This window comes from Clostridium sp. JS66 (genome assembly GCF_033561535.1).
Taxonomy (GTDB): domain Bacteria; phylum Bacillota; class Clostridia; order Clostridiales; family Clostridiaceae; genus Clostridium_AM; species Clostridium_AM carboxidivorans.
In genome coordinates, this window is record NZ_CP131467.1 from 4,312,229 (window position 1) to 4,334,944 (window position 22,716).

Consider the following 22,716-nt stretch of genomic DNA (forward strand, 5'->3'; position numbering starts at 1 on the left):
CTTCATAAAATTGATAGAATAAAACTGGCACTTTACTTATAGGCCCAATTTATGTAAATTATAAAGGGGATGCATTTAATGAAATTTATAGAAAATCTTTCAACAGATCCACATTATAACTTAGCTCTTGAAGAATATGCATTTAGAAATTTAAAGGGTGAGTATGTTTTACTATGGAGAAACTGCCCATCAATTATTATTGGAAAACATCAAAATACAGTAGAAGAAATTAATATGGAATTTGTAAAACAAAATGATATTAACGTTGTTAGAAGGGTTACAGGAGGCGGTGCTGTATACCATGATCTTGGTAACTTAAACTTTTCATTTATTACAAAAATTAAAGAACATAATGCCAAAATAGACTTTAAGACATATAATGTTCCTATAATTAAAGCTTTGGAAAATTTGGGAGTAAAATGTGAATTATCAGGTAGAAATGATCTTGTAATAGATGGCAAGAAATTTTCTGGAATTGCTCAAAGCGTTTCAAGAGAAAGAATATTAAATCATGGAACATTACTTTTTGATTCTAAATTAGATACATTGTCTAAAGGATTAAATGTAAAAAGAGATAAAATCGAATCAAAGGGTATAAAATCTGTATCCAGCAGAGTTACTAATATTAAACCTCATGTTAAATATGATGTTGATGTATTAAAATTTAAAGAACTATTGTTAAAAAATATATTTGCATATTTAAATGAACCTATAGAAACATATGAATTAACCCAAGATAATAAAAAAGCTATACAAAAAATGGTAGATGAGAAATATGGCACCTGGGAATGGAATTTTGGCAATTCACCTAAGTTTAACTATAAAGGATATAATAGGTTTGAAGGTGGCTGTGTAGATGTTAGACTTCATGTGAAAAATGGACTAATAGAAAATTGTAAAATATATGGTGACTTTTTTGGCAAGTGTGACATAGAAATTTTAGAGGAAAAATTAAAGAACATAAAGTATGATGAAGAAGAAGTAAAAAAGGCTTTACAAGATACTAACGTAAGTGACTATTTGGGAAATGTTACGAAAGAAGAATTTTTATGCTGTTTATTTAGCTAATATGAAATTTTAAACTAATTTTTACTACTAGGTACGGAGGAATTTAATGAAAAAATTTTTGAAAGGATTATTGATTATTTTAGTTGCTGCACTGATTATTTTTATTGCTATATTTCATAAAAGAATTATATTAACTTATACATTAGTTAATAAGTATATTTCTTTGAAAAATGATAATATGAGAACTCCAAAGGTTGATGGATTGAAAATGTCTCAGTCAATGAATTACAAGGATATTATATATAAAAATACTAATGGAGTTCCACTGACACTGGATATTTATTCTTCACTAAAAAAGAGTAATAATCCATCTCCAGTGATTTTATACGTTCACGGCGGCAGCTGGGTTTATGGTGATAAAAGTATTCCCGATGCATTAAGTCCCATACTTAATACTTTCAGAGAAGAAGGATATACAATTATAAGTACTTCTTATGAGCTCAATAGGAATAAAGCTAATTTCAATAAACAAGTTGCAGATATTAAGGATACTATAAGATGGATATATAAAAATAAATCTACTTATAATCTTGATCCAAATGAAATAGGAGTTATTGGTGTTTCATCAGGTGCTCATCTTTCTCTTCTAGCTAGTTATAGCAGCAATGATGATTTTACTGATGACAAAGCTTTAAGTAGATATTCATCTAAAATTAAATATTTAATTGATTTTGCAGGTCCAACCGATTTAAATCTTTTAAATACAAGTGATTTAAATTATGACTTGACAAAAATTTTTAATTCAATACAAGATAAGAATACTGTAATAAAAAAATTTAACCCTATGAATTATGTTAGTAAGGGAATTCCAAATACATTAATAATCCACAGCAGCTTTGATCCTATGGTCCCTTATAAGAGTTCAAAAGAGCTTTATGATAAATGTGTGCAAGATCATGCCAAAGTAGAATTGATTACTTTAGACAGCAACGTACATGATTTATCAAATATCTCAAGCACTGATATTGGCTCTATGTCTGAAGGATTATTGAAATTTGTAATATTTAATTCTCCATTATAAAATAAACAAAGTTGTTGTATTAAGAAATTTAAACATACTGTAATTAATAATATAAGGACAATGTGACATAAACTCATGTAAGCGAAGTAACTTTCAACTGTATTCCGGCTGATATATGCTGTGAAGGAAAACTCACTTCATAGCATATATTAGTCTGCATACAGTTGAAAGTTACTTCTTAGTGAATTACGTGTATATATTACTTTCTGATGGTACTCTAAATAAAAAGCGTAGCTTTCATAATACTTGTTAATCTAGTTTATGTATATTTCAGCTATTTTAATAACACCCTATGGCGAAGCCTGGAAACAAAAATAGTAAGTTAGTTGATTATTAAATATATTTGAAATACTTGTATGTTTTAGCATTATATCTTTCAAGCACATAAATAGTGAGTCTCTTTTAAGACATTTCAACAGAATAGAAAAAAATTGCTTTTTAAACTAAATATGTTAGTCTAACAGCAGGCTCCGCCTTAATCTTTAGGTGTTTCAAGTTATGATTATAAATATAATTTGGCTTACTAAAATTACTTATAACAATTTAATTATGTGCGTATATCCAAACTTCCACTGCATCTTGTGTCACAATATTTTTACATTACAAATTGTAGTACATATTAAACTTATAAAAATGCTGCATTATATATTTACAGATTTTACAATAGCTTTTCTAAAGAATTCCTTGTCAATGTCATAAAAAACACGACAATTAGGTTCTTTGTTTAAATTATGTACTTCATCTACATAACTCATTCCCTGTGTAACACCATCTCTTATATCAATTTGAACATATTGATCCTTATATTCAAACATATCTGAATTTGTAATGGCAAGTATGGCACATGGATCATGAATTGCAGCATCATTGGCTGCATATGTTGAAATGATTTTTACTATAGTGTCAGATATTGTGTTATGGAATTTTCTCATTTCATTTAACTCAATATCAGTTAAAGTTGCCTTTAATGTAACATTCAAGCCACACATCATCAATTTAACACCACTGTTAAAAACAATATATGCAGCTTCCGGATCTGTAAAGTAGTTGAATTCACTGCATGGAGTTGCATTTCCAATCTTTATTCCACCGCCCATTATACTGATTGCAGCAATTTTGCTTTTTACTTCTGGATGAGCTGACAAAAGTAATGCAATATTGGTTAATGGTCCAGTGGCAGCTATGTATACAGGTTCTTTGCTCTCCATTAATATTTTTCTTTCAACCTCTATTGCACTTAAGCCACTTAATTTTGATAACTTATCATCACTAAATGCACTTGCACAGCCACCAAATCCATCTAAGCCATGTACAGCAGTAGCAGGCTGAGCATTTTTAATAATTGGCTTTTCCGCTCCTTTTGCTACTATGCAGTCCAACCCTAATAATCCAGCCATAAGCTGAGCATTATGAGTAGTTAAATCAATTCCTACATTTCCTGATACTGAACAAATAGCTTTAATATCAAATTCTGGTTTTGAATGAGCTACCAGAATAGCGAGAACATCATCAACACCAGGATCACAATCTATAATTAATGGATATTTTTTCATATTACGCCTCCAATATTTAAGTATTAATGATATTATAACAAATTATTATTTATTTAAATACAATTAAGACACCAATAGTACATTGAAAAAAACTATCTCCTTTAATTAAAAACTCTCTACCTTAGATCAATAATTTGTCCCCCAAATTTATAACCATTAGTACAATCCATTTCTAAATAATAAGCTTTTTTATCTAATGTAAAATCTTTACCATCACAAGTTTTCATTTTATTTGAAATAGTTTTTTCTATACTCCATTCTCCTAAAAATGAGCTTATATTTAAAATATGATATCTCTCATTTCCTGTTTGATCGGTTATATAAACATCGATATCGCCATTACTACACCCGATACCTGAAAAAATCAAATTATCACCATTTTTGATTTTAACATTATCTTCTAATATATTTTGACTTTCTGCAGTTCCACCGTTGCTAACAGTTTTAGTTATTGTAAAATAATTTTCTATATAACTAGGTTCATTTATTTGTTGAAGTAAATATTCTGGAAGTACTTTAGAGTAAACTGTATAATATTTTAGATTACCATTTATATCTCCATTGTTATCAACAGCCATAATATACCGATCTGTAAAAGGCACTTTAATTGTTTCCTTACCTTGAAGTGTATTTGTTGTGTTAATTTCCTTTATTAATGGCCAAATGTGAATGTAACTCTTAGTATTTTTCATTGCTAAAGTAAGCGGAATAAATTTTTTAAATCCAATTGATTTTACTTCATCCTCAGTAGATTCCATTATTTTAGTAGATGTATTTATCATTGATACTACTTCATTAATTCTAGCATCATCTCTTTTAGGTGGTTCCCAACCATTTGATATAATTTGTGTAAAATTGTTATCTGCCAAGGTCACAAAATCAATATTTTCAGCTTTAATAGGAAAATTCAAATTTTCGTTAACTTTCTCATCTCCAGTAACTGTAAATTCTTTAGTTGCATTTTCTTTTAAACTTTTACCTTCAACTGACTTTATGCCTTCATTTATATGCAAAGTATATGTTTCACCTGTAATATATTCTTTTTTAGGTATTAATTTAACTGATTTTTTATCACTACTTATACTTATAGTTGTTTCAACTATATTACCTTTAGCATCTGTTATATTTATATTTTTCTCTAATAACTGTGTATCAAGCACACTATTAAATTTTATAGTCCACAGCTTATTTTTTGCCACATTTTCATGATTTTCGAATTCTTTAGCATATGCACAAGTTGGCAAAATTAAATTACATACTAAAATAAAAGATAATATTTTATAGCTATTCTTCATGGAAACACCACCCTTTTAATCAATATTATGTAATTAAATTATACACTCTTATTATCATTTTATCTAGAATAAGCTAATTTTGTATATTTTAATTTCATCTAGTGAAACTTAGATTCATATTGTAATAAATTTGTAATTTAAGTCATAGTATATATAGACAAGCCTCTTAAGATAAATGTATTTTAAAATTATAGGTGGTGTATTGAAAATGATAAATAAATTAGCTTTACAGCTTACCTCACTCATTTGTACAGAAACCTACAATAATACTAAAGACAGAGCAAGAATACAATATGGGTTAGCTGTAATCTTGAATGAAGGATTTAAAACTGTTTTTCTATTACTATTTTTTAATATAATACATAAGGAGAAATATTTCTATTTTTCCTTACTCATAATGCTTTCCACTCGACTGTTTGCTGGTGGAGTACATTTAAAAGGTACCTTGTATTGTTTAATTACAACAACTTTGTTGTTTATATTAACTAGCGTTCTGGCACCTTTAGTACCTAAATTACCAGTAGTATGTTATTTGCTTGTTGGCATAATTAGTTTAATGATAGTTTTAGTAAGAGCTCCAATATGTAGTGTAAGGAGACCTATAAAAGATAATAAAACAAAGCTGCAATATAAATTTACAGCAGCTCTATTTGTAACTATATGGGCTATTATTTTATTATTTTTGGAAAGTACAACCTATGTTAATTGCGGCTTCAGCACTATATTAGTACAAAGTGTACAACTTGTGCTGGTTAAAAAGCCGACATTATAAATTTTTTAGTAAACTTATATAAAACAAGGAGGATATTATGAAAAAATTATTTAACAGTTTCAAGGTAAAATCAATATTATGTGTACTTCCACTATTTTTAGGTTCATTTTTATCTGACTGGCCTATATCCTTTTTTTATCTTGGAGAGCCTGAAATTCCAGAATGCTTAAAAGAAAATTAATTGTATAATTTAATACTAAAAACTGTATAATTATTTTCAAAAGATAGTTGAATTCTAGCTCCATAGTATTCAACTATTCTTTTTACATTATACAACCCATATCCACGGTCTTTTCCTTCTTTAGTAGAATACCCTGCATTAAAGATCTTTGCAATATCATTAAATTCTATTCTTTTACCTGTATTTCCAATTTTTATAATACAATTTTCTTCTAGGTGACCGATATTTAAAAATATCTTTTTCAAATTATTTTTTGAATTTAAAACAGCATCAAAAGCATTATCTAAAAGGTTGTTTAAAACCTCTGAAAGTTCATAGTTTTTAAAAGGGAGCTTACAATCCCCTTCAATAATATATTTAAATTCAATATTATTTTTCACAGCCTCATTCATTTTATTGTAAATAATAGCTGCCACCACCGTGTTATCTATTTGAAGTATCTTCTCCATATTTCCCAGAGAAGCATCAAGAGAATCTATATATTGTATTATAGTTTCCTTTAAATTCTTTTCGTCGGATACTATAACAAGACTGTAAACAGTATTTAAATGATTTTTAAAATCGTGCTGTCTCCTTCTTACATCCTGTAATAGTTGGGATATTACAGGAGCATATTTCTTATAATTTTCAAGTGACCTCTTTATTTCATTATTTTTCATTTGATACTCAAATAAAAACAAATTTGCTATAATAAATACTAATGGAATGATAAGATATATTATAATATCACCCAAAAATTCATGTCTTTTAAAATCCCATATCCACTTTGAAATAATCACATATATAAGAAGATTCACAGAAAAAAAGCATATTTTAGAACTTTTCTGTTTTAAAAAAATTATTAGTTTTCCATAGGGTATATATTTATAGATAAAATAGCTTAAAAATATGCAAATAAAGTTTGCAATAAGTGAATATACGAAATTATTCTTTACCATAAAGCTTGGAATAAACAATCTAAACACAATTATTATAGCAAGCTGCATTATACCAAAAATAACTATAACCAAACCAAACTCAAATAATAAATCCTTTATATTTTTTTTAAACATAAATTTAATTGCTAGAAGTAAAAAAGAATAATTTATGAAAAACTGTATAGGCATATAAATGTAATTTGTAGCGAGAAATACCAATGAAGTAAAAAGTATAATGAGTATACTTTTACATAATCTCTTTTCATATTTTTTATTAAACGTGTTCCAAATCAGCATAAAACTTCCTACTTCTATAAATATCAATATGAACATCTTATAATTATTCATTTATTTCCTCACCCACAACATTATTAAACCTTTCCATTATACATTTCTTATAGTTGTTTCCGAGTAATGCAGTTTTGTCAGTATTATAAAAATAAATCTTATAAGAAGTTTTATTATTAGTTTTTTCAATTTTACTGATATACTTTATATTAACTAGATAAGCCCTATGGCTCTGAAGTATATTCTTATCATTTATCATTAAATTCAATTTCTTAAGGGATAAATAATCTATGGTGAAGGAACCATTTATAGTATGAATTATTGAAGTTCTAATAAAAACTTCCACAAAAATTATTTCATTAACAAATATTTTTACTTCAATGTTCTTTATGGGAACAATAATAAATTTCTCACTAATTTCCGTAGCAGCAACTTGTGCTCTGCCATCCGACATTAAAAGTTCTGTCATTCTTTGGATTTTTTTCTTATTATAAGGTTTTACTATATAATCGTAACAGTGAATTTTCTTAAAAGCTGAAAGCATATATTCCTTATAAATTGTCACAAATATTATCCAGTTTAGTCTATATCTTTTTATTTTCCTTATTTCAAGAGCAAATTTAAGACCTGATTCATTTTTTAAATTAATGTCCACATAAAAAAGATCAATCGCATTTTGCTGTGCTATTTTAAAGGCTTCTGTAGTATTTGTGGCTTCATATACTTGATACATATCACCTAATTGTTTTATAATCTTTGATAGGGTTTTCAACTGAATATGATCGTCTTCTAAAATTAATATATTGTACATATAGTTATCATACCCCTTTATATTTATTTATCATTAATTAAATATTCTATATTAGTTTAGAAATACCCTTCCATAAATTCAACAATTTATTTAACTTAATTAAATATTTACATAAATTAATAACAAAAATAGGGGCTTTAATGAAACGTTTAACGTATTCTAAAATGGTATATGCTACAATTAAGTTACAAGCACATATTATTTTCTAAACCCTCTTCAGTAAGTGAGCGGATTGCACCTATAAATGTATAAAAGGAGTGTGGTCTTGTGAATCTAAATTTTATTATAACTATTCTATGTATTACAATGCTGGGAATTGTTGCTATGCTTCTTGGTTTTTGCTACAAACAAGAGCTAATGAAAGCTCTGTTCCAATCAAAAACCACTTTGAAAAAAGATGAGATTTCCTCTGAAATCACATTAAATCTGGACAAAAAAGAAGAAAAATGCAATAAGTAGCTCTGCCAAGCTTCCTATTGCATCTAGACAAAATTATTTTTAGTACAATAAGCAAATTGCTCAATACTGCAATCCACTCACTTAACAAGTATATCACAAATTTTGGAAATAAATCAATACATAATTAAAATTTATTTATCTTTTTTTCATAAAATATTCCCTTAGAAAATCTGGAAAATATGTAGCCATCTTATATGTAAATGGAACAGCAACTTTATAACGAGGATTAAGTCGCTTGTTCAAAATTATATCACTAATAGCCTGTGCTGCTGCTTTAGAATCAGCTTGTTTTTGCTTGTTTCTATATTTGTCATCTGATTTATAAAAATGTGAATAACAAGAATTTGGATTTCGCATAAGATCCCCTGAATTATCTACTAATGTCTTGAAAAAATTGGTTTTCATAGGTCCTGGTTCAATGACAGTTGTCTGAATATTATAGCTGTGCAATTCTAAACGCAGTGTATCACTTAATGCCTCAACTGCAAATTTTGATGCACAATAAGTCCCATTAATAGGTTGAGCAAATTTTCCTGAAATAGAACCAATATTTATAATCTTTCCACATTGTTTTTTACGCATTTCTGGAACAACTTCTTGAACCATGTTAATAATACCAAATACATTCACATCAAACATACTTTTAGCACTATTTATATCAATTTCTTCTAAAGCTCCTCTAAGTGAATAACCTGCGTTATTTATAAGAATATCAATTTTATGAAATTTTGACATCACTTGATTTATTGTCTTATGAATAGATTCTTTTTCGGTAACATCCAATGATAATTTTAAGGGTGCAGATAAATCTTTTAAAGTTTCCACATTTCTTGCTGTTGCAACAACCGTACATCCTTTCTGAGATAATATATTACAAAGCTCTCTTCCAATTCCTGTAGAGCATCCAGTAATTATAACAACTATTTCATCTTTCATAACAATCAACCTCCAGTAATAAAACTTAGGTACATCATAAATCACCTAGAGATTTATTGCATTATCATTTGTTAATATTTAATTTTTTTCTTATTCTGCTAAGAGACACAGGAGTTATTCCTAAATAGGATGCAATATGGCGCTGCTTAACACGTTCTTCCAAACCAGGATATGTATCAAGAAATTGCTTATAACGCTTTACACTATCTAATAATTTAAAACTAATTGCATGCTCTTCTTTTATAACAAGTGTTTTATCAATCATTTTCTTGTAAAATAAAAGTAATTGATAATTTCCTTCCACTATTTTTTCAAAATCAGAAATCTTGACTACAAGAATTTCACTATCTTCTAATGCTTGTATACAATACATAGATTCTTTTTGAGATAGATATGCTGCATAAGAAAATAATATCCCACCTTCTGTATAAAAATATTTTGTTACATCATTGCCTGATTTATCAATATAATAAGAGCGAAAGACACCCTTAATAATAAAACCTATTTCAGTAGATTTTTCACCTTCCTGTAAAAAGAACATATCCTTTTTTAATACCTTAGGCTTAGAAATATTCCTCAATAAAGCAATGTTTTCCTCATCAAGAAAAATACCATTACTTTTTAAAAGGTTCACCCATAAAACATTATTTACACTTCCATTCATGTAAAAAACTCTCCTCTTTCAAATATTCATTTATTTAAAGCATAGCATAAATTCTAAAATTTACATAGAAAGTATAACGCATTAAATTTCTGGAATATCTAAAATCACAATTATACATTAAAAACTTTATATTTACTTATTTACATGGATACCTTCATATAAAACTAGTATTGCTGCTGCTGTAAGGATCATACCCATAAAAGCAGGTGCAGCATGTCCAAGTGCTACATATATTTGACCTCCAATGATAGGTCCAATCATTCTTGCTAAAGCTTGAATAGATTGGCTGCCTCCTTGAATCCTTCCTTGTTCATTAGAAGCCACAGATTTGGAGAGCATCCCATTGAACGAAGGACCAAATATCGAATCACCAAAACCAAATATAAACATTCCAGCAATAAAAATAGGATAAAATGAGAACAAAGCTGATGCTGCAATAAAACCGTAGCCTATAATCTCCGAAGACATTCCAAGAATTGCTATCTGTTTATCACTGAGTTTTATCAAAAGCTTTGGCATTATTAAGCTTTGTGAAATGATATCTTGAAATCCCATAATTGAAAACATAAGTCCAATTATTGCAGGCTTCCAATTGAAGGTATCCATTGTAAATTGTGAAAAAACTGCCTGTAAAGACCCGTTAGGTATCCAAAGTAAGAATGCTGATACAAGCAGTCTTTTTAAGTTTTTTATGGAAAGTATGTTTACAAGCTGTATAAATGGATTTAGTCTTACAAAGGTAATCTCTTTCAGCCTATTATTCTTATCAAGACTCTCAGGCATAAAAAAGAATCCATAAACAACATTCAATATAGTTATTATTGCTCCAAAATACATTGGGACAGAATAACCAAACTTAGCAAGTAATCCACCTAAAGTTGATCCAATGACAGTACCTACGCCTACAACTGCACTGGCCCATCCAAAGTATTTGGTTCTGTGATCTGGAGGAATGATATCTGCAAAGTATGCTAAAATAGTGCTTATGTCCCCACCTGTTATACCATCTATTATACGTCCAGCAAATAGTATCCATAACGCTCCTCCTATACCAAAAACTAAGTACCCCACTGATGAACCCAAAAGGCATATTAAGAGCACTGGGCGGCGACCATATTTGTCACTTAAAGCTCCAAGTGCTGGAGCTGCAAAAAACACGCAGACTGCATAAACAGAGGTAAGCAGCGTAACAACTATAGCTTGATCTCCAGGATTGCTTATATAAGGCTTAACTAAGAATGGAATCACAGGTGCTGCGATAGTGAAGCCTAATCCGCAAAGAAACATAGATATAATACCGAATATTAAAGCCTTTTTATCTATGGTTTGTTCTGTGTTCAGTTCTTTGTATGATCTAAATATTGACATTTAAATTCTCCCTTCAAAAGTTATATCTTTGTTTCCTAGACAATAAATTACAATCTGTTCTCAATAAAGTTAAGCTTCCTGTGGTTTCATTTTCATTATTGAAATTAATATCTAGCTTGCCTTATTATTTCAGGAATCGTTCCGAAACCAACGATAAACCGATATCCTTCAAAGCAGTGTGCAGCTCTTCCTTTTCATGTGCCGGTCCATTTCGCAAACCAGTAACAACAGGTAATTCTTTAACATCAAATTCCAGCAACTCAAACATGTGCTTTGTATAATCAATATAAGACTGGAATAAGTCGGATTCAGGATTACCTTGATTAAACGTAAGAATCAGCTTTTTTTGGGCGGCATTTTCTTCTTTGAAATACGGAGAGTATCTCGGAGAGAATCGAGCGAACATCCTGTCAATAAATATCTTCGCCTGAGCACTCATCTGCATCATATAAATCGGTGAACCGAAAACAATGGCATCGGCATGATCGATGGCATCATTAAGTTTCTCCATGTCATCTTTGATAATACACCCCTGATCACCCTTGTGGCAGGCCCAACAACCCTGACATGGTTTAATATCAAGATCGCCGAAATTAAAGCATTGAGTTTCAGCGCCCTGTTCCTTCGCACCTTCAAGTATTTTGTTTACTATCCAAGCGGTATTGCCCTCTTTCCGCGGGCTTGCCATAAGTCCGATAATTTTCATCTTTTCTCTTTTCCCCTCTGGTCTGCTTAGGATTTGTTCTATATATTGTGTATTCATTTTAAATTCCTACCTTTCTAAAAATAGTAATTATGTTTCCTTGGCAACATAATCATTCTATCATTTTATTGTTTCCTTGTCAACAATAAAACAGAGCTATATGAAATCGCTGATATTTCAGCATTTTCATATAGCTCTACTTTAAATTACTTCTTGATACAATCACACTATTCAAAATCATTTTGATCTTTTATGTCTAGACCTTGTTTCTTTATTTCTTCATCCAAGTGCCTACTATACTTTTCCATGAAGCTAAGCATCATATCTAATTGTTCTTCAGTTACCTGCTCAAATACAGATTTATCCCGCTCTTGAAACTCTTTGTGCAATCCCTCATGAACTTTATAAGTTTCCTGCCCCTGTGTAGTAAGCCTAAAATAGATTTCCTTCTTATTATCAGGCTTCTGATAGCTTTCAATTGCCCCTTTTTTTATGAGCTTCTTGGTTATTTTACTTATAGCACCCCTAGTCATATAAAAGGCTTCAGCAAGTTTTGTCACGTTAGAATTCTCATTTTCTCCAATATATTCGATACAATGCACTTCAGAAGACGTATATTCTTTAAGACTAGCTTCCATCTTAAACTTATTAAGTGAAACCATCTTGTTGTATACATCACTAAAACCCTTTATGATATGTTCCGCTTTATTCCTGTTCATGGTTTGTCCTCCCATCTGTTGACACATTAACAATATTATATTAAACTTTTGTTTCTATTTCAACAATATTAAAATTCAACTATTTTTCAAAACAATTTGCCATTTTAACTGTTAAAAGATGAAGTTTATAGAATGTCCTTAATAATGTATTCTTTGCACGTATGGTCTGTATCATTTGTGGTACTGTAATAATATACAAAACAATAACATAAATTGGACTAACTAAATGTTGAACTAATATAGCCACTGTAATAATACCTCCAGCTGCAATACCAATTGAAGAACCGATAACTCCTGGTGCATATTTATGAAATGCAAACGTCCAATAAATATGCTGTAACCCATTGAACGTAGTAAAAACAATAAGAATTAAAAGAACCATAGCTGATATAGACTCATTAGGTATCACATAAGCAATGGTAGTCATTAAAAATCCCCATATACTGATTGCCCATAACCATAATCTACAGCTTAATTTTGTTGATGGTGGAGGTGTTACATAAGTACTATGATACCAATCAAGAATATTCCATTCCTCCATTTCATGGATAAAAAAAATAATAGGAATTATCCACATAATTGTTTTAAAATTCATTTCATTTAACATTTGCATAATTGTTCTCCTTTCATTGGAACGCGCATCCTGACACACTTGTGCCTTATTTACTATCATGGTACAATTTAATTAGTTAATAGTCAATAAATCTAATGCAAGTGCTACATAAATTACATTTTTGTGCCATATAGGAGGAGCTATGAATCAAACAGAAAATCCCATTGCTTTACAATCAAAAAAATGGATTATGGAATCATTAATAGAACTGATGAATAAAAAAACGTTTCAAGAAATTACTATTAGTGAACTAGTTGCTCATGCAGATTTAGGAAGAAGAACTTTTTATCGCAACTTTACTTCAAAAGAAGATGTATTAGAATCCTATCTCAAAAATTTAATTCAGGAATTTATTGAACATATATCTACATATGAAATTTTAACACCTAATATTTGCTCATATCAAATCTTTAAATTATGTAGTAATAACAAATCATTTTTGACAGGCTTACATAAAAGCAAAATGCTAGGGTTTCTTTTGGATGAATGGAATGTTTCACTTCCCATCATTCACCAAATGATGATAGACAAAATTCCTAATTTCCCTAATCAGCATAATGAAACTGCATTAGCTTATACTCTAGCCTTTAACACAGGAGGCGTTTGGAATGTGGTATCAAAATGGATAAGCTCTGGTATGAAGGAAACACCAGAAGAAATGACAAACATTGTGATGGACTTAGTAAAATTTAAATTGATGCTTGTTTAATACACAAGCATCAATCCTCTGCAATCATTAAAGATTATGTTACAAAATTAAAGCATATTTTTCACTGTTTCAGCAATACTATGTGAATCCAAACCATAATATTTATAGATAGCAGTATCAGCACCAATAACACTGAACTCATCAGGTAACCCAATTCTCTTAAACTTGCAATGTATACCAGCTTCTGCTATAACTTCAGCTACTGCACCACCAAGACCACCATTAATGCTCTGATCTTCAACGGTTACAACAAAACCTGTTTCCTTTGCAGATTTTAAAACTATATCAACATCAAAGGGTTTAATAGTATGCATATCTATAACTCTGGCATTTACACCTGTTTCTGCAAGTTCCTTTGCTGCCATAAGAGACCAATACACGCTGTTACCTGTGCCAATTAAAGTCAAATCATTACCTTCCTTTACAGTAATAGCTTTACCAATTTTAAATTCATAATCATTATCTTTATATACATCTGGCTCCGCACCTCTTGCAATACGTATAATCATAGGTCCTTTATAAGTCATTGACTCTCTTACTAATTTCCTACACTGACCTGCATCTGCTGGAACACAAATTGTTAGGTTTGGTATTGCTCTATAAAATGACAAATCAGCAATAACATTGTGGGTAGGCCCTCCTCCAGATGTAACCCCTGAATGAGTTCCAATCAATCTTACAGGAACATCATTATAAGCAATATCTGTGTGTATCTGATCTGCTGCCCTCAAAGGAAGAAATGGTCCAAATACTTGTGAAAACACAATTTTACCAGAAAGAGCTAATCCCGCAGATATACCAACCTGGTTGGCTTCTGCAATGCCAATATTAAAACAACGTTCAGGATATTTTTTTATAAATTTTCCAGTGGATGTGGATGGTGCAACATTATCAGAATAAGTAAATGCAAATTCTAATCCTTCATCTGCCATTTTCATTAATTCGACCCCATAAGCTTCTCTTGCGGATGATAACATCTGATCAAAATCGAAAGTTGTTTCAACTGCCATAATTTATCTCACCTTTCTATTATTTTCTATTGATTTTAGTGCTTCGTCCAACTGCTCTTTGGCAATTCCGCCACCATGCCATACTGCATTATTTTCCATAAATGAAACACCGCAGCCCTTAGTGGTATTTGAAATAATACATATTGGCTTTCTTCTAGTTTCTGGATCTGCTGGTGGAAGAGATTGCAGGGCACTACAAACTTCATACATGTCATTACCTTGAATCTCTATAACATCCCATCCAAAAGCTTTTATTTTATCTCCTAAAGGATCAACATTCATTACATCCCTTGTAAAACCAGTCATCTGTAGGCGATTTTTATCAACAATTGCTACAAGATTGCCAAGTTTATAGTGACCTGCTGCCATAAAGGCTTCCCAATTTGAACCCTCTTCAATTTCGCCATCTCCTATGATACAGAAGGTTCTCCAGTAGGACTTTGACATTCTAGCACCTAATGCTAAACCGGTAGCTATGGATAATCCATGACCCAAAGAACCTGTTGATGCTTCAATGGCAGGAACATACTTTCTATTAGGGTGCATACCAAATTTAGCAGTATTTAAGGTTTCAAAATGTTCTACCATATATTCCATTGTATACATGCCTAAATCTGAAAATATAGTATACAATGTTTCACCACAATGGCCTTTACTTAAAATCAATCTGTCTCTTTTTTCCCATTTAGGATTTTTAGGATCGTAGTTCATGTACTTGTAATAGAGACCAACAGCCATATCAACGATAGACAATTCTCCTCCAAGGTGACCCATACCTATTTCATAGATAAATGAGCATAACTTTTTTCGAATCTCTACTGCCTTATCTTCTAATTGTTTAACTTGTTCCATATCAACATTACAATACATAATAGGCATCTCCTTTTTTCATTTATTTATAAATGCTTTTAAAAATCATTACATTTAATAAGTATTTTTGGATATTTTCCACTAATTTGAGCAGCAAAAGCTTCTTCTGCTTGATCAATAGTGAAGATTTTCTGTATAAAAGGTTTCAAATTCATTCTAGGCATAATTTCAGCAGCACGTGGAAATGCATATGGAGCTACATTTATACTAGAAATAGTCAATTCCTTACTATACAATTTGTCATATAGATTTAATGGCATATCATATTTTTTGGGAAACATTGCAATATAGAGAACAGTTCCTCCTTTTGCAGCTATTTCACTAGCTGCTGGTGCAGCATTAGGTGATCCAGAAGCCTCTATTACCAAGTCAAAACCCAATCCATTGGTTATTTTATTGGATTCTACACATACATCCTGCTCCAAAGGATTGATAATATAATCAGCCCCAAATTCTTTGGCAAGTTCCTGTCTTTCCTTGATAGGTTCTATAAGTGTAAGTGACGTAGCTCCAAACATTTTCATTGCTTGTAGTGACAATAATCCTATAGGTCCACCTCCTGAAATGGCAACTCTTTGACCAATCTTCATATTTGTTTTGTCTACAATTCTAACTGCAATTGACACAGGCTCTAACAAGCATGCTTCTTCTAAGCTTACATCATCTGGAACTTTAAATACCTGAGATTCATGCCATACTACATATTCGGACATACCAGGCTTATTATCCGGATATTCACAGAACTGCTCCTGACCATTTCGGCAGTAATAACATGTACCACAAAATCTTAAAAAGTTTCCTGCAACCTTGTCCCCTACTTTTAATCCCTTTTTAACAGCCTTTTTACCAATTTCCACAATAGTACCTGAAATCTCATGTCCTATTCCAAAGGGAGGTTCAAGTCCAAAAATTCCTTCTACTAAGTGTGGATCAGAACCACATATTGAACAGTAAGCGACCTTTATTTTGACATCCTCATCTCCCATTTCCTGCTCGGGCATATCTATAACCTGAACACGTCCCCTCTTATTAACATCAGGATCTTTTAAACTTCCTACCTTAACACAAGCAATAGTCTTCATAAATTAACGCCTCCTTATTTTATAATGTTGTCTGGAATCCACCATCAACACTTATATACCATCCATTAATATAATCTGATGCACTACTTGCTAAAAATATGGCAGTTCCCATTAAATCATTAAGTTCACCCCAACGACCACTTGGGATTCTATTTGTAATTTTGTTGTAAAAATCTTTATCAGCACGCAAGTCCTTGTTAACATCAGTTGCTAAGAATCCAGGGCAAATAGCATTGGTTTGAATATTATACTGCCCAACCTCATTGGCAAATACCTTTGTTAAACCAAGAATAGCATGTTTACTTGCTGTATATGGTGGACATTTTTTATCCGCAGTAAAGGATAATGCTGAACCAATATTTATAATCTTGCCAGAATTTTGCTTAACCATTTCTTTAGCTACCCTGTGGCTGAGGTAATATACAGAATTTAAATCAATATCAATAAGCTTTTGCCATGCTGAATCTGGGTACTCTAAAAATTCGGCAAACATACTTCCACCTGCATTATTCACCAGGATGTCAATTTTTCCATATTCTTTCAAGCAAGTATCAACAACTTCTTCAATATAATCCTTTTTCGTTAAATCTCCTTTCAAAAACTTAACCTTCTGACCAGTTTCTTCTATGAGACCCTTAATTTCAGATACATCATCTGTAAAGTGAGGTATAAAAATATCAGCACCTGCTTTTGCAAAAGCAACTGCATAAGCCATACCAAGACCTTGATTTGCACCTGTGACTACAGCTACTTTACCTTTAAGTGAAAATGTATTCATTGAAAAATCACTAAGCTTATTTCCCATAATAACACCTTCCTATATTTATAATTTTATTGATTGGTCAGGGATTTCCTCTACTAACTCAACCAAACAATTTTCTTTATCATTTTTATGTCTTATATCTAATTCAGCCATTATATCAGCTACTCTTTCTTCTGTTAAATTATAGAATGTCATGAATATGATCAATGTAACTACACAGACAACAGCTGGCAAAATAGATGTCATAATTAAAATTCCATTCAACGATTTTGCAGTTTGAGTTACATTAGGAATATATCCAACATTAGCTAATATCAATGTAGGTATAACTCCCCCTACTGCTAATGAAACCTTTAATCCAAGAGTAATAAGTGAGTACACAACTGCGGCATGTCTTTTTCCAGTATTGTACTCAGCATACTCAACTGCATCCGGAATGATTGACCACAAACTGCCCATAAGTATGCCATATCCAAATGCAGCTACTGATTTAGCTATCATCATTACTGTAATTTGTGAAACTGGAATGATATATAAAGCTGCTGATCCAAGGGCACCTAAAGCCAAACCAAGTGCAACAGTGTTTTTCTTTTTGATACGCCTAAACAGCATAGGCACAAAAGGAACTGCCACAACTGAAGGTAAAACATTCAACATAGAAAATAAAGCAACTAAATCTTTTCTATTTACGTTATAAGTCATATAATAAATTCCTGAAGCTGATTGTATAGATGAAAATGCATAAACACCTACAAACAGTAAAAATAATACGATACCTGGTTGATTATGTGTAATCTGATTAATAAATCCTTTAAAAGTAACTGGATCTAAATGAGATTTTACTCTGATACGTTCATGCAAAGTAGTATAACTATAAAGTAAGATGGATCCACAAATAACAGAAAGTAAAATAATGGTCATCTGATAACCTTTTGCTGCATCACCTCTGCCGAAAATCTGCGATAAAATAGGAATAAACAGAGCAACTATTACACCACCTGACTGAGCAAACATCATTCTTATTGAATTTAGCCTAGTTCTCTCCATAGGATCTGCTGTCATGACAGTTGTACAAGATACATATGGATTAATGATGAAAGTATATAATGTAAGTAGTAAATTGTACGTAGCATATGCCCATATCAATTTGCCCGTGTGTCCCAAATTAGGTACTGTAAAAGTCAAAATACCTGCAAGTGCAAAGGGAATAGCTCCATAAATAAGATAACTTTTGTACTTACCATGCTTTGGATTCATTCTTTCTGCAATAATACCCATAGTAGGGTCCCATATCATATCCCATCCTCTAGAAATAAGAAACATAACAGAAACTTCTGCAGCAGTTAATCCATAAACATCAGTATAATAGAATGTCAAAAACATTAAAATTGACTGAAAAACTAAATTCATTCCACCATCCACAAGGGAATATCCCACTACTTCTTTGGTAGGAAGTTTATAAAAGCCAGGATTATCACCACTTTTTTCATACAAATTTATTGTTTTTGCCTCCATTTCATCAACTCCTTTTCAAATTTATACTTGTATTATCAAATTAAACAGCGTAAAACCAGATATACAAAATAGCTTACAATATTTCACCACCCCCAATAAGATTAATTATAGTAAACGATTACTAGGTTTACCTTCCAAGTAAAATGACATAGTTCAAAAGCTTAAATCCCCTTTTTACTTACCACCTCTTGATTACTAATTCTATATTATTTATTCTCAACTTACGTGTGCTTTTTTTATGAAAAAGTGTACTTTTCTGTATTAATTTAGTAATGTACAATTTTTAAATATATTTTTTTGAGCAAACAACTTTTTCATATATTTGGAAAATTATATTTACAAAATTTTAATATACATATACAATAAAATCATAATGCTAGTAATTTAAATGGTTTGGAGGTATTATGTAAATGTTTTCTAAGATTGTCTTATATGCAGAAGATAACATTGCTAATATGATATATAACTTCTATAGGACAACTAAAAATAATTTTTCCATTTCTTATATTGCAAATTCTTATAAAAACAGTATTGAAAAAGCAATAGAACTTAATGCTCAAGTTATAATTATTCAACTTAAACATCCTGTATATAAAATTCATAATTTTTTCTACGATTTGGCAATGTCAAATATATATCCAATGGTTCTAATTTTTAATGTTATTTCAGAAAATCAAATTATATACTCTATTACAAGTCACAAGGACATTACTTATATTAATAAAATAAAGTCCTTTTTTACCCAGTCTTTAAGTGAAAAATACACTTGTCATTTTGACTATATTGGTGAAGAAAAAGATTCAAACTTGGTAATGAACTTCAGAATCAGCAAACTAGAAAAAACCGAATATTTAAAAGATATTTTACGCGGAGTAATTAAAAGTGAATTTTTATATTATAAAAAAAAAGTAAACTTAAATCTAAATTATTATGGTTACTATGTATATATTTGCAATCTTATGGAGATCGAATATTCAGACCACTATTTAAATAAAAATATTTATTACCTAACTGGAGAAGAATTTATTAAAGAATGTGAAGCTGTTCTTGATGAATACAGCGGTGGTGAAGTTTTTTATATTAATCCCTATATTCTGTGCATAATTATCAATGATTTCAATTGTACAAGTATTGCCAGTAAGCAGTATAAACTTTTTGAAATTACTAACAAATTGAATAGCGTAACAAATTCTAAAACTGCATTCAGATATATGAGCAGCTATATTAAAGATATTGAAAATATAAGAGATGCTTATGAATCTTTCCATTGTTTAAAAACATATAACTTCTTCTGTTCTGATGCTAAGTTACTTACTCAAAAATATATCAATTCAATAAAAAAAGAAATAGACTACACCTTAGTAGATAACACTATAAAAGAAATAAAAGAACTTATAAATTATGATATTTTCAATTTTAAATTAAATAAATTGATACATGAACTATTTTTAGATATTATAAAACCAAGTTTTGATTACAATCTTTATTATTATTGCCACACTTCATTGTCATCGGAATTAGTTGACAGGTACAGCACTCTATATAAAAAAATATTGCCAGAGAGTTCGCCTCACAAAAAAGTATTTTTTACCTCTATAGAGGATAAATGCAGTGAATTTATCGATTCTGTAAATCAACTTAGGTCTGAACTTTCCGATAAATATATGATAAAAAATTCTATAGTTATTCAAGTATTAAACTTTATACATATTCACTATATGGAGGATATCACTGTAAATCTTATTGCAGCCAGCTTAAATATTAGCAATTCATATTTAAGCCAGATATTTAAGAAGGAAATTGGCATAAGCATTATAAAATATATTATTAACTATAGAATAGAAAAAGCCAAAGAACTTTTTTCTTCAAGTGATGAACTAATTTACAACATTGCTGAAAAAGTTGGCTTTTCTGATGAAAAACACTTTTCAAAAACATTTAAAAAAATTACAGGTCTGACTCCTATGCAGTATAGAAAGAAAAATGGAAAAGCCAAATATATCTAAAAAATATAGCTTTCTTTAATGTCATTGACTTACTTCTCAATATAAAATTAAATTTTATTAAAAGTGTTGACCCTAACATTATGTCATAGTGTACTATATAATTAAGGGTTAAAAATACTAACAAAACTCATGCCGGCAGAGTATCAAACAGTATTAAAGCTCTAAAATTAAAGCTTGAGGTGAAGTTATGAGAACAGTAAAACAAGTTTCAGATTTAACAGGAATAAGTGTGCGTATGCTGCACCACTACGATAAAATTGGACTATTAAAACCAACTGAATTGACAGAAGCAGGTTATAGACTTTATGATGATGAAGCTCTCGAAACCCTGCAGCAGATTTTATTTTTTAAGGAACTTGATTTACCACTAAAGGAAATTAAAGAAATCATAACCAGTCCTCATTTTAATAAGATGGAAGCACTAAAAAATCATAAGAAATTAATTATTTTAAAACGAGATAGATTAAATGGTTTAATAGAGCTTATAAATAAAACCTTAAAAGGAGCTAATACAATGAGTTTTGAAGAATTTGATATGAGTGAATATTATAATGTACTAGAAGAATTTAAGAAGGAAAATATAGATAAAGTAATTAAGCACTTTGGAAGTATAGACAGATTTGATAAACTGCTTAAGAGAGATACTGAGAAAGAAGCAAAACTTGCTAAAATGGCTATAGAAGAATATGGAAGTATAAAAAAATACGCTGAAGCTGTAAAGAAAAATTTGAATAATTCTGTGGCAATAACTAAAGCAGAACAAATTGATAAATTTAAAAAAGATTGTTTTTATGAAAGAAATTCTGAACTAAAAGAGCTATATAAAAAGCTTACAGCTGATTTAAACAAAAATCCTGCATCAGATGAGATTCAAAAAATTGCTGGTGAAATAACTAACATTGCTAAAAGAGATTATGATGCTTTTAAAGATGAACTGGGGGATTATTATTGGCTTACTATTGTGCGACTTTATTCAACATTTCCTAAGGAGTTAGAAAAAGTTGATAAGGAAAATGGCGGAGTTGGTATGGCATGGATAGATGAAAGATATGGAGAAGGTGCAGCTAAATTTATTGGAAAAGCTTTAAAAACTTATTTAGGAAATTATGAGCCTAAAATAGAAACATTATATAAAAGACTTACAGCTGACTTAAGTAAAGATCCTTTATCAGATGAAATTGAAAAAATTATTTCTGAAATAGTAAATGAAACAGAAAAACAGCATGAAGCTTTAAAAGTAGAAGTAGGAGAAAATTACTGGAGCTATCAGGCAAATCAGTATTTGTCAGAGTCTATTTTAATAAAAGTAATGGATAAAAAATATGGAGATGGTGCATCTAAATTTATTGGAGAAGCCTTGAAGTTTTATGCTAAAAATAATAAGTAACCTCTC

23 protein-coding genes are annotated in these 22,716 nt (G+C 30.2%); 8 read left to right on the top strand and 15 right to left on the bottom strand.

Annotated features, from left to right (window positions below; genetic code table 11):
- The first annotated feature begins 78 nt into the window (after positions 1-78).
- The gene (locus Q6H37_RS20070; protein WP_318735786.1) at positions 79-1,068 is read left to right on the top strand and encodes a lipoate--protein ligase; all 990 of its coding nucleotides are present in this window, start codon (positions 79-81) and stop codon (positions 1,066-1,068) included.
- 46 nt (positions 1,069-1,114) lie between these two features.
- The gene (locus tag Q6H37_RS20075; RefSeq protein WP_318735789.1) at positions 1,115-2,089 is read left to right on the top strand and encodes an alpha/beta hydrolase; all 975 of its coding nucleotides are present in this window, start codon (positions 1,115-1,117) and stop codon (positions 2,087-2,089) included.
- A gap of 641 nt (positions 2,090-2,730) precedes the next feature.
- Here the strand turns inward: Q6H37_RS20075 and Q6H37_RS20080 are convergent.
- Together Q6H37_RS20080 and Q6H37_RS20085 are read right to left on the bottom strand one after the other, a co-directional pair.
- The gene (locus Q6H37_RS20080) at positions 2,731-3,642 is read right to left on the bottom strand and encodes a nucleoside hydrolase (RefSeq protein WP_318735792.1); all 912 of its coding nucleotides are present in this window, start codon (positions 3,640-3,642) and stop codon (positions 2,731-2,733) included.
- Positions 3,643-3,758: 116 nt separating this feature from the next.
- Positions 3,759-4,937, bottom strand: coding sequence for an Ig-like domain-containing protein (locus Q6H37_RS20085; RefSeq protein ID WP_318735795.1), 1,179 nt, complete (start codon positions 4,935-4,937; stop codon positions 3,759-3,761).
- Positions 4,938-5,145: 208 nt separating this feature from the next.
- On the opposite strand from Q6H37_RS20085, the gene Q6H37_RS20090 reads away from it, so the two are divergent.
- Positions 5,146-5,709: an accessory gene regulator B family protein gene (locus Q6H37_RS20090; RefSeq protein WP_318735797.1), complete on the top strand. Its 564-nt coding sequence runs from the start codon at positions 5,146-5,148 to the stop codon at positions 5,707-5,709.
- Positions 5,710-5,746: 37 nt separating this feature from the next.
- Positions 5,747-5,890 carry a cyclic lactone autoinducer peptide gene (locus Q6H37_RS20095; protein WP_318735799.1) on the top strand — a complete coding sequence of 48 codons (144 nt, stop codon included), beginning with the start codon at positions 5,747-5,749 and terminating at the stop codon, positions 5,888-5,890.
- Here the strand turns inward: Q6H37_RS20095 and Q6H37_RS20100 are convergent.
- On the bottom strand, positions 5,887-7,155 hold the full coding sequence (locus Q6H37_RS20100; RefSeq protein WP_318735801.1) for an ATP-binding protein: 1,269 nt from the start codon (positions 7,153-7,155) through the stop codon (positions 5,887-5,889). The genes Q6H37_RS20095 and Q6H37_RS20100 overlap by 4 nt on opposite strands.
- A complete protein-coding gene (locus tag Q6H37_RS20105) occupies positions 7,148-7,906 on the bottom strand; it encodes a LytTR family DNA-binding domain-containing protein (RefSeq protein WP_318735803.1) in 759 nt (252 codons plus the stop codon). Before Q6H37_RS20105 ends, Q6H37_RS20100 begins: the two co-directional genes overlap by 8 nt.
- A gap of 267 nt (positions 7,907-8,173) precedes the next feature.
- Here Q6H37_RS20105 and Q6H37_RS20110 point away from each other — a divergent pair, with 267 nt between their 5' ends.
- Entirely contained in the window at positions 8,174-8,365 is a 192-nt protein-coding gene (locus tag Q6H37_RS20110; protein ID WP_318735806.1) for a hypothetical protein, read from the top strand.
- A 135-nt stretch (positions 8,366-8,500) separates the two neighbouring features.
- Here Q6H37_RS20110 and Q6H37_RS20115 read toward each other — a convergent pair whose 3' ends face one another.
- From Q6H37_RS20115 to Q6H37_RS20140, 6 genes are all read right to left on the bottom strand, one after another.
- Positions 8,501-9,301 carry an SDR family oxidoreductase gene (locus tag Q6H37_RS20115; RefSeq protein ID WP_318735807.1) on the bottom strand — a complete coding sequence of 267 codons (801 nt, stop codon included), beginning with the start codon at positions 9,299-9,301 and terminating at the stop codon, positions 8,501-8,503.
- Between the two features lie 64 nt (positions 9,302-9,365).
- On the bottom strand, positions 9,366-9,965 hold the full coding sequence (locus Q6H37_RS20120) for a Crp/Fnr family transcriptional regulator (RefSeq protein WP_318735809.1): 600 nt from the start codon (positions 9,963-9,965) through the stop codon (positions 9,366-9,368).
- Between the two features lie 132 nt (positions 9,966-10,097).
- Positions 10,098-11,333, bottom strand: coding sequence for an MFS transporter (locus tag Q6H37_RS20125; RefSeq protein WP_318735811.1), 1,236 nt, complete (start codon positions 11,331-11,333; stop codon positions 10,098-10,100).
- Positions 11,334-11,457: 124 nt separating this feature from the next.
- Positions 11,458-12,039 carry a flavodoxin family protein gene (locus Q6H37_RS20130; RefSeq protein WP_318743083.1) on the bottom strand — a complete coding sequence of 194 codons (582 nt, stop codon included), beginning with the start codon at positions 12,037-12,039 and terminating at the stop codon, positions 11,458-11,460.
- Between the two features lie 224 nt (positions 12,040-12,263).
- Positions 12,264-12,755 (bottom strand): MarR family transcriptional regulator, encoded by a 492-nt coding sequence (locus Q6H37_RS20135; RefSeq protein ID WP_318735814.1) that lies wholly within the window; start codon positions 12,753-12,755, stop codon positions 12,264-12,266.
- Positions 12,756-12,834: 79 nt separating this feature from the next.
- A complete protein-coding gene (locus tag Q6H37_RS20140; protein ID WP_318735817.1) occupies positions 12,835-13,368 on the bottom strand; it encodes an HXXEE domain-containing protein in 534 nt (177 codons plus the stop codon).
- 142 nt (positions 13,369-13,510) lie between these two features.
- Here Q6H37_RS20140 and Q6H37_RS20145 point away from each other — a divergent pair, with 142 nt between their 5' ends.
- The gene (locus Q6H37_RS20145; protein ID WP_318735819.1) at positions 13,511-14,077 is read left to right on the top strand and encodes a TetR/AcrR family transcriptional regulator; all 567 of its coding nucleotides are present in this window, start codon (positions 13,511-13,513) and stop codon (positions 14,075-14,077) included.
- Positions 14,078-14,124: 47 nt separating this feature from the next.
- Here the strand turns inward: Q6H37_RS20145 and Q6H37_RS20150 are convergent, their stop codons facing one another.
- Genes Q6H37_RS20150 through Q6H37_RS20170 form a run of 5 tightly spaced genes read right to left on the bottom strand, consistent with a single transcriptional unit; the run spans position 14,125 to position 19,317 of the window.
- The gene (locus Q6H37_RS20150; protein ID WP_048029874.1) at positions 14,125-15,087 is read right to left on the bottom strand and encodes a transketolase family protein; all 963 of its coding nucleotides are present in this window, start codon (positions 15,085-15,087) and stop codon (positions 14,125-14,127) included.
- A 3-nt stretch (positions 15,088-15,090) separates the two neighbouring features.
- Positions 15,091-15,957, bottom strand: coding sequence for a transketolase (locus Q6H37_RS20155; RefSeq protein ID WP_007058932.1), 867 nt, complete (start codon positions 15,955-15,957; stop codon positions 15,091-15,093).
- Positions 15,958-15,995: 38 nt separating this feature from the next.
- Positions 15,996-17,039, bottom strand: coding sequence for a zinc-dependent alcohol dehydrogenase (locus Q6H37_RS20160; RefSeq protein ID WP_318735831.1), 1,044 nt, complete (start codon positions 17,037-17,039; stop codon positions 15,996-15,998).
- A 19-nt stretch (positions 17,040-17,058) separates the two neighbouring features.
- A complete protein-coding gene (locus Q6H37_RS20165) occupies positions 17,059-17,844 on the bottom strand; it encodes an SDR family oxidoreductase (protein ID WP_318735833.1) in 786 nt (261 codons plus the stop codon).
- Positions 17,845-17,862: 18 nt separating this feature from the next.
- Positions 17,863-19,317, bottom strand: a complete 1,455-nt coding sequence (locus Q6H37_RS20170) for an MFS transporter (RefSeq protein ID WP_318735835.1) — start codon at positions 19,315-19,317, stop codon at positions 17,863-17,865.
- Between the two features lie 410 nt (positions 19,318-19,727).
- Between Q6H37_RS20170 and Q6H37_RS20175 the strand changes: the two genes are divergently transcribed.
- Positions 19,728-21,323 (top strand): AraC family transcriptional regulator, encoded by a 1,596-nt coding sequence (locus tag Q6H37_RS20175; protein ID WP_318735838.1) that lies wholly within the window; start codon positions 19,728-19,730, stop codon positions 21,321-21,323.
- A 187-nt stretch (positions 21,324-21,510) separates the two neighbouring features.
- On the top strand, positions 21,511-22,710 hold the full coding sequence (locus tag Q6H37_RS20180) for a MerR family transcriptional regulator (RefSeq protein WP_318735841.1): 1,200 nt from the start codon (positions 21,511-21,513) through the stop codon (positions 22,708-22,710).
- The last annotated feature ends 6 nt before the right edge of the window (positions 22,711-22,716 follow it).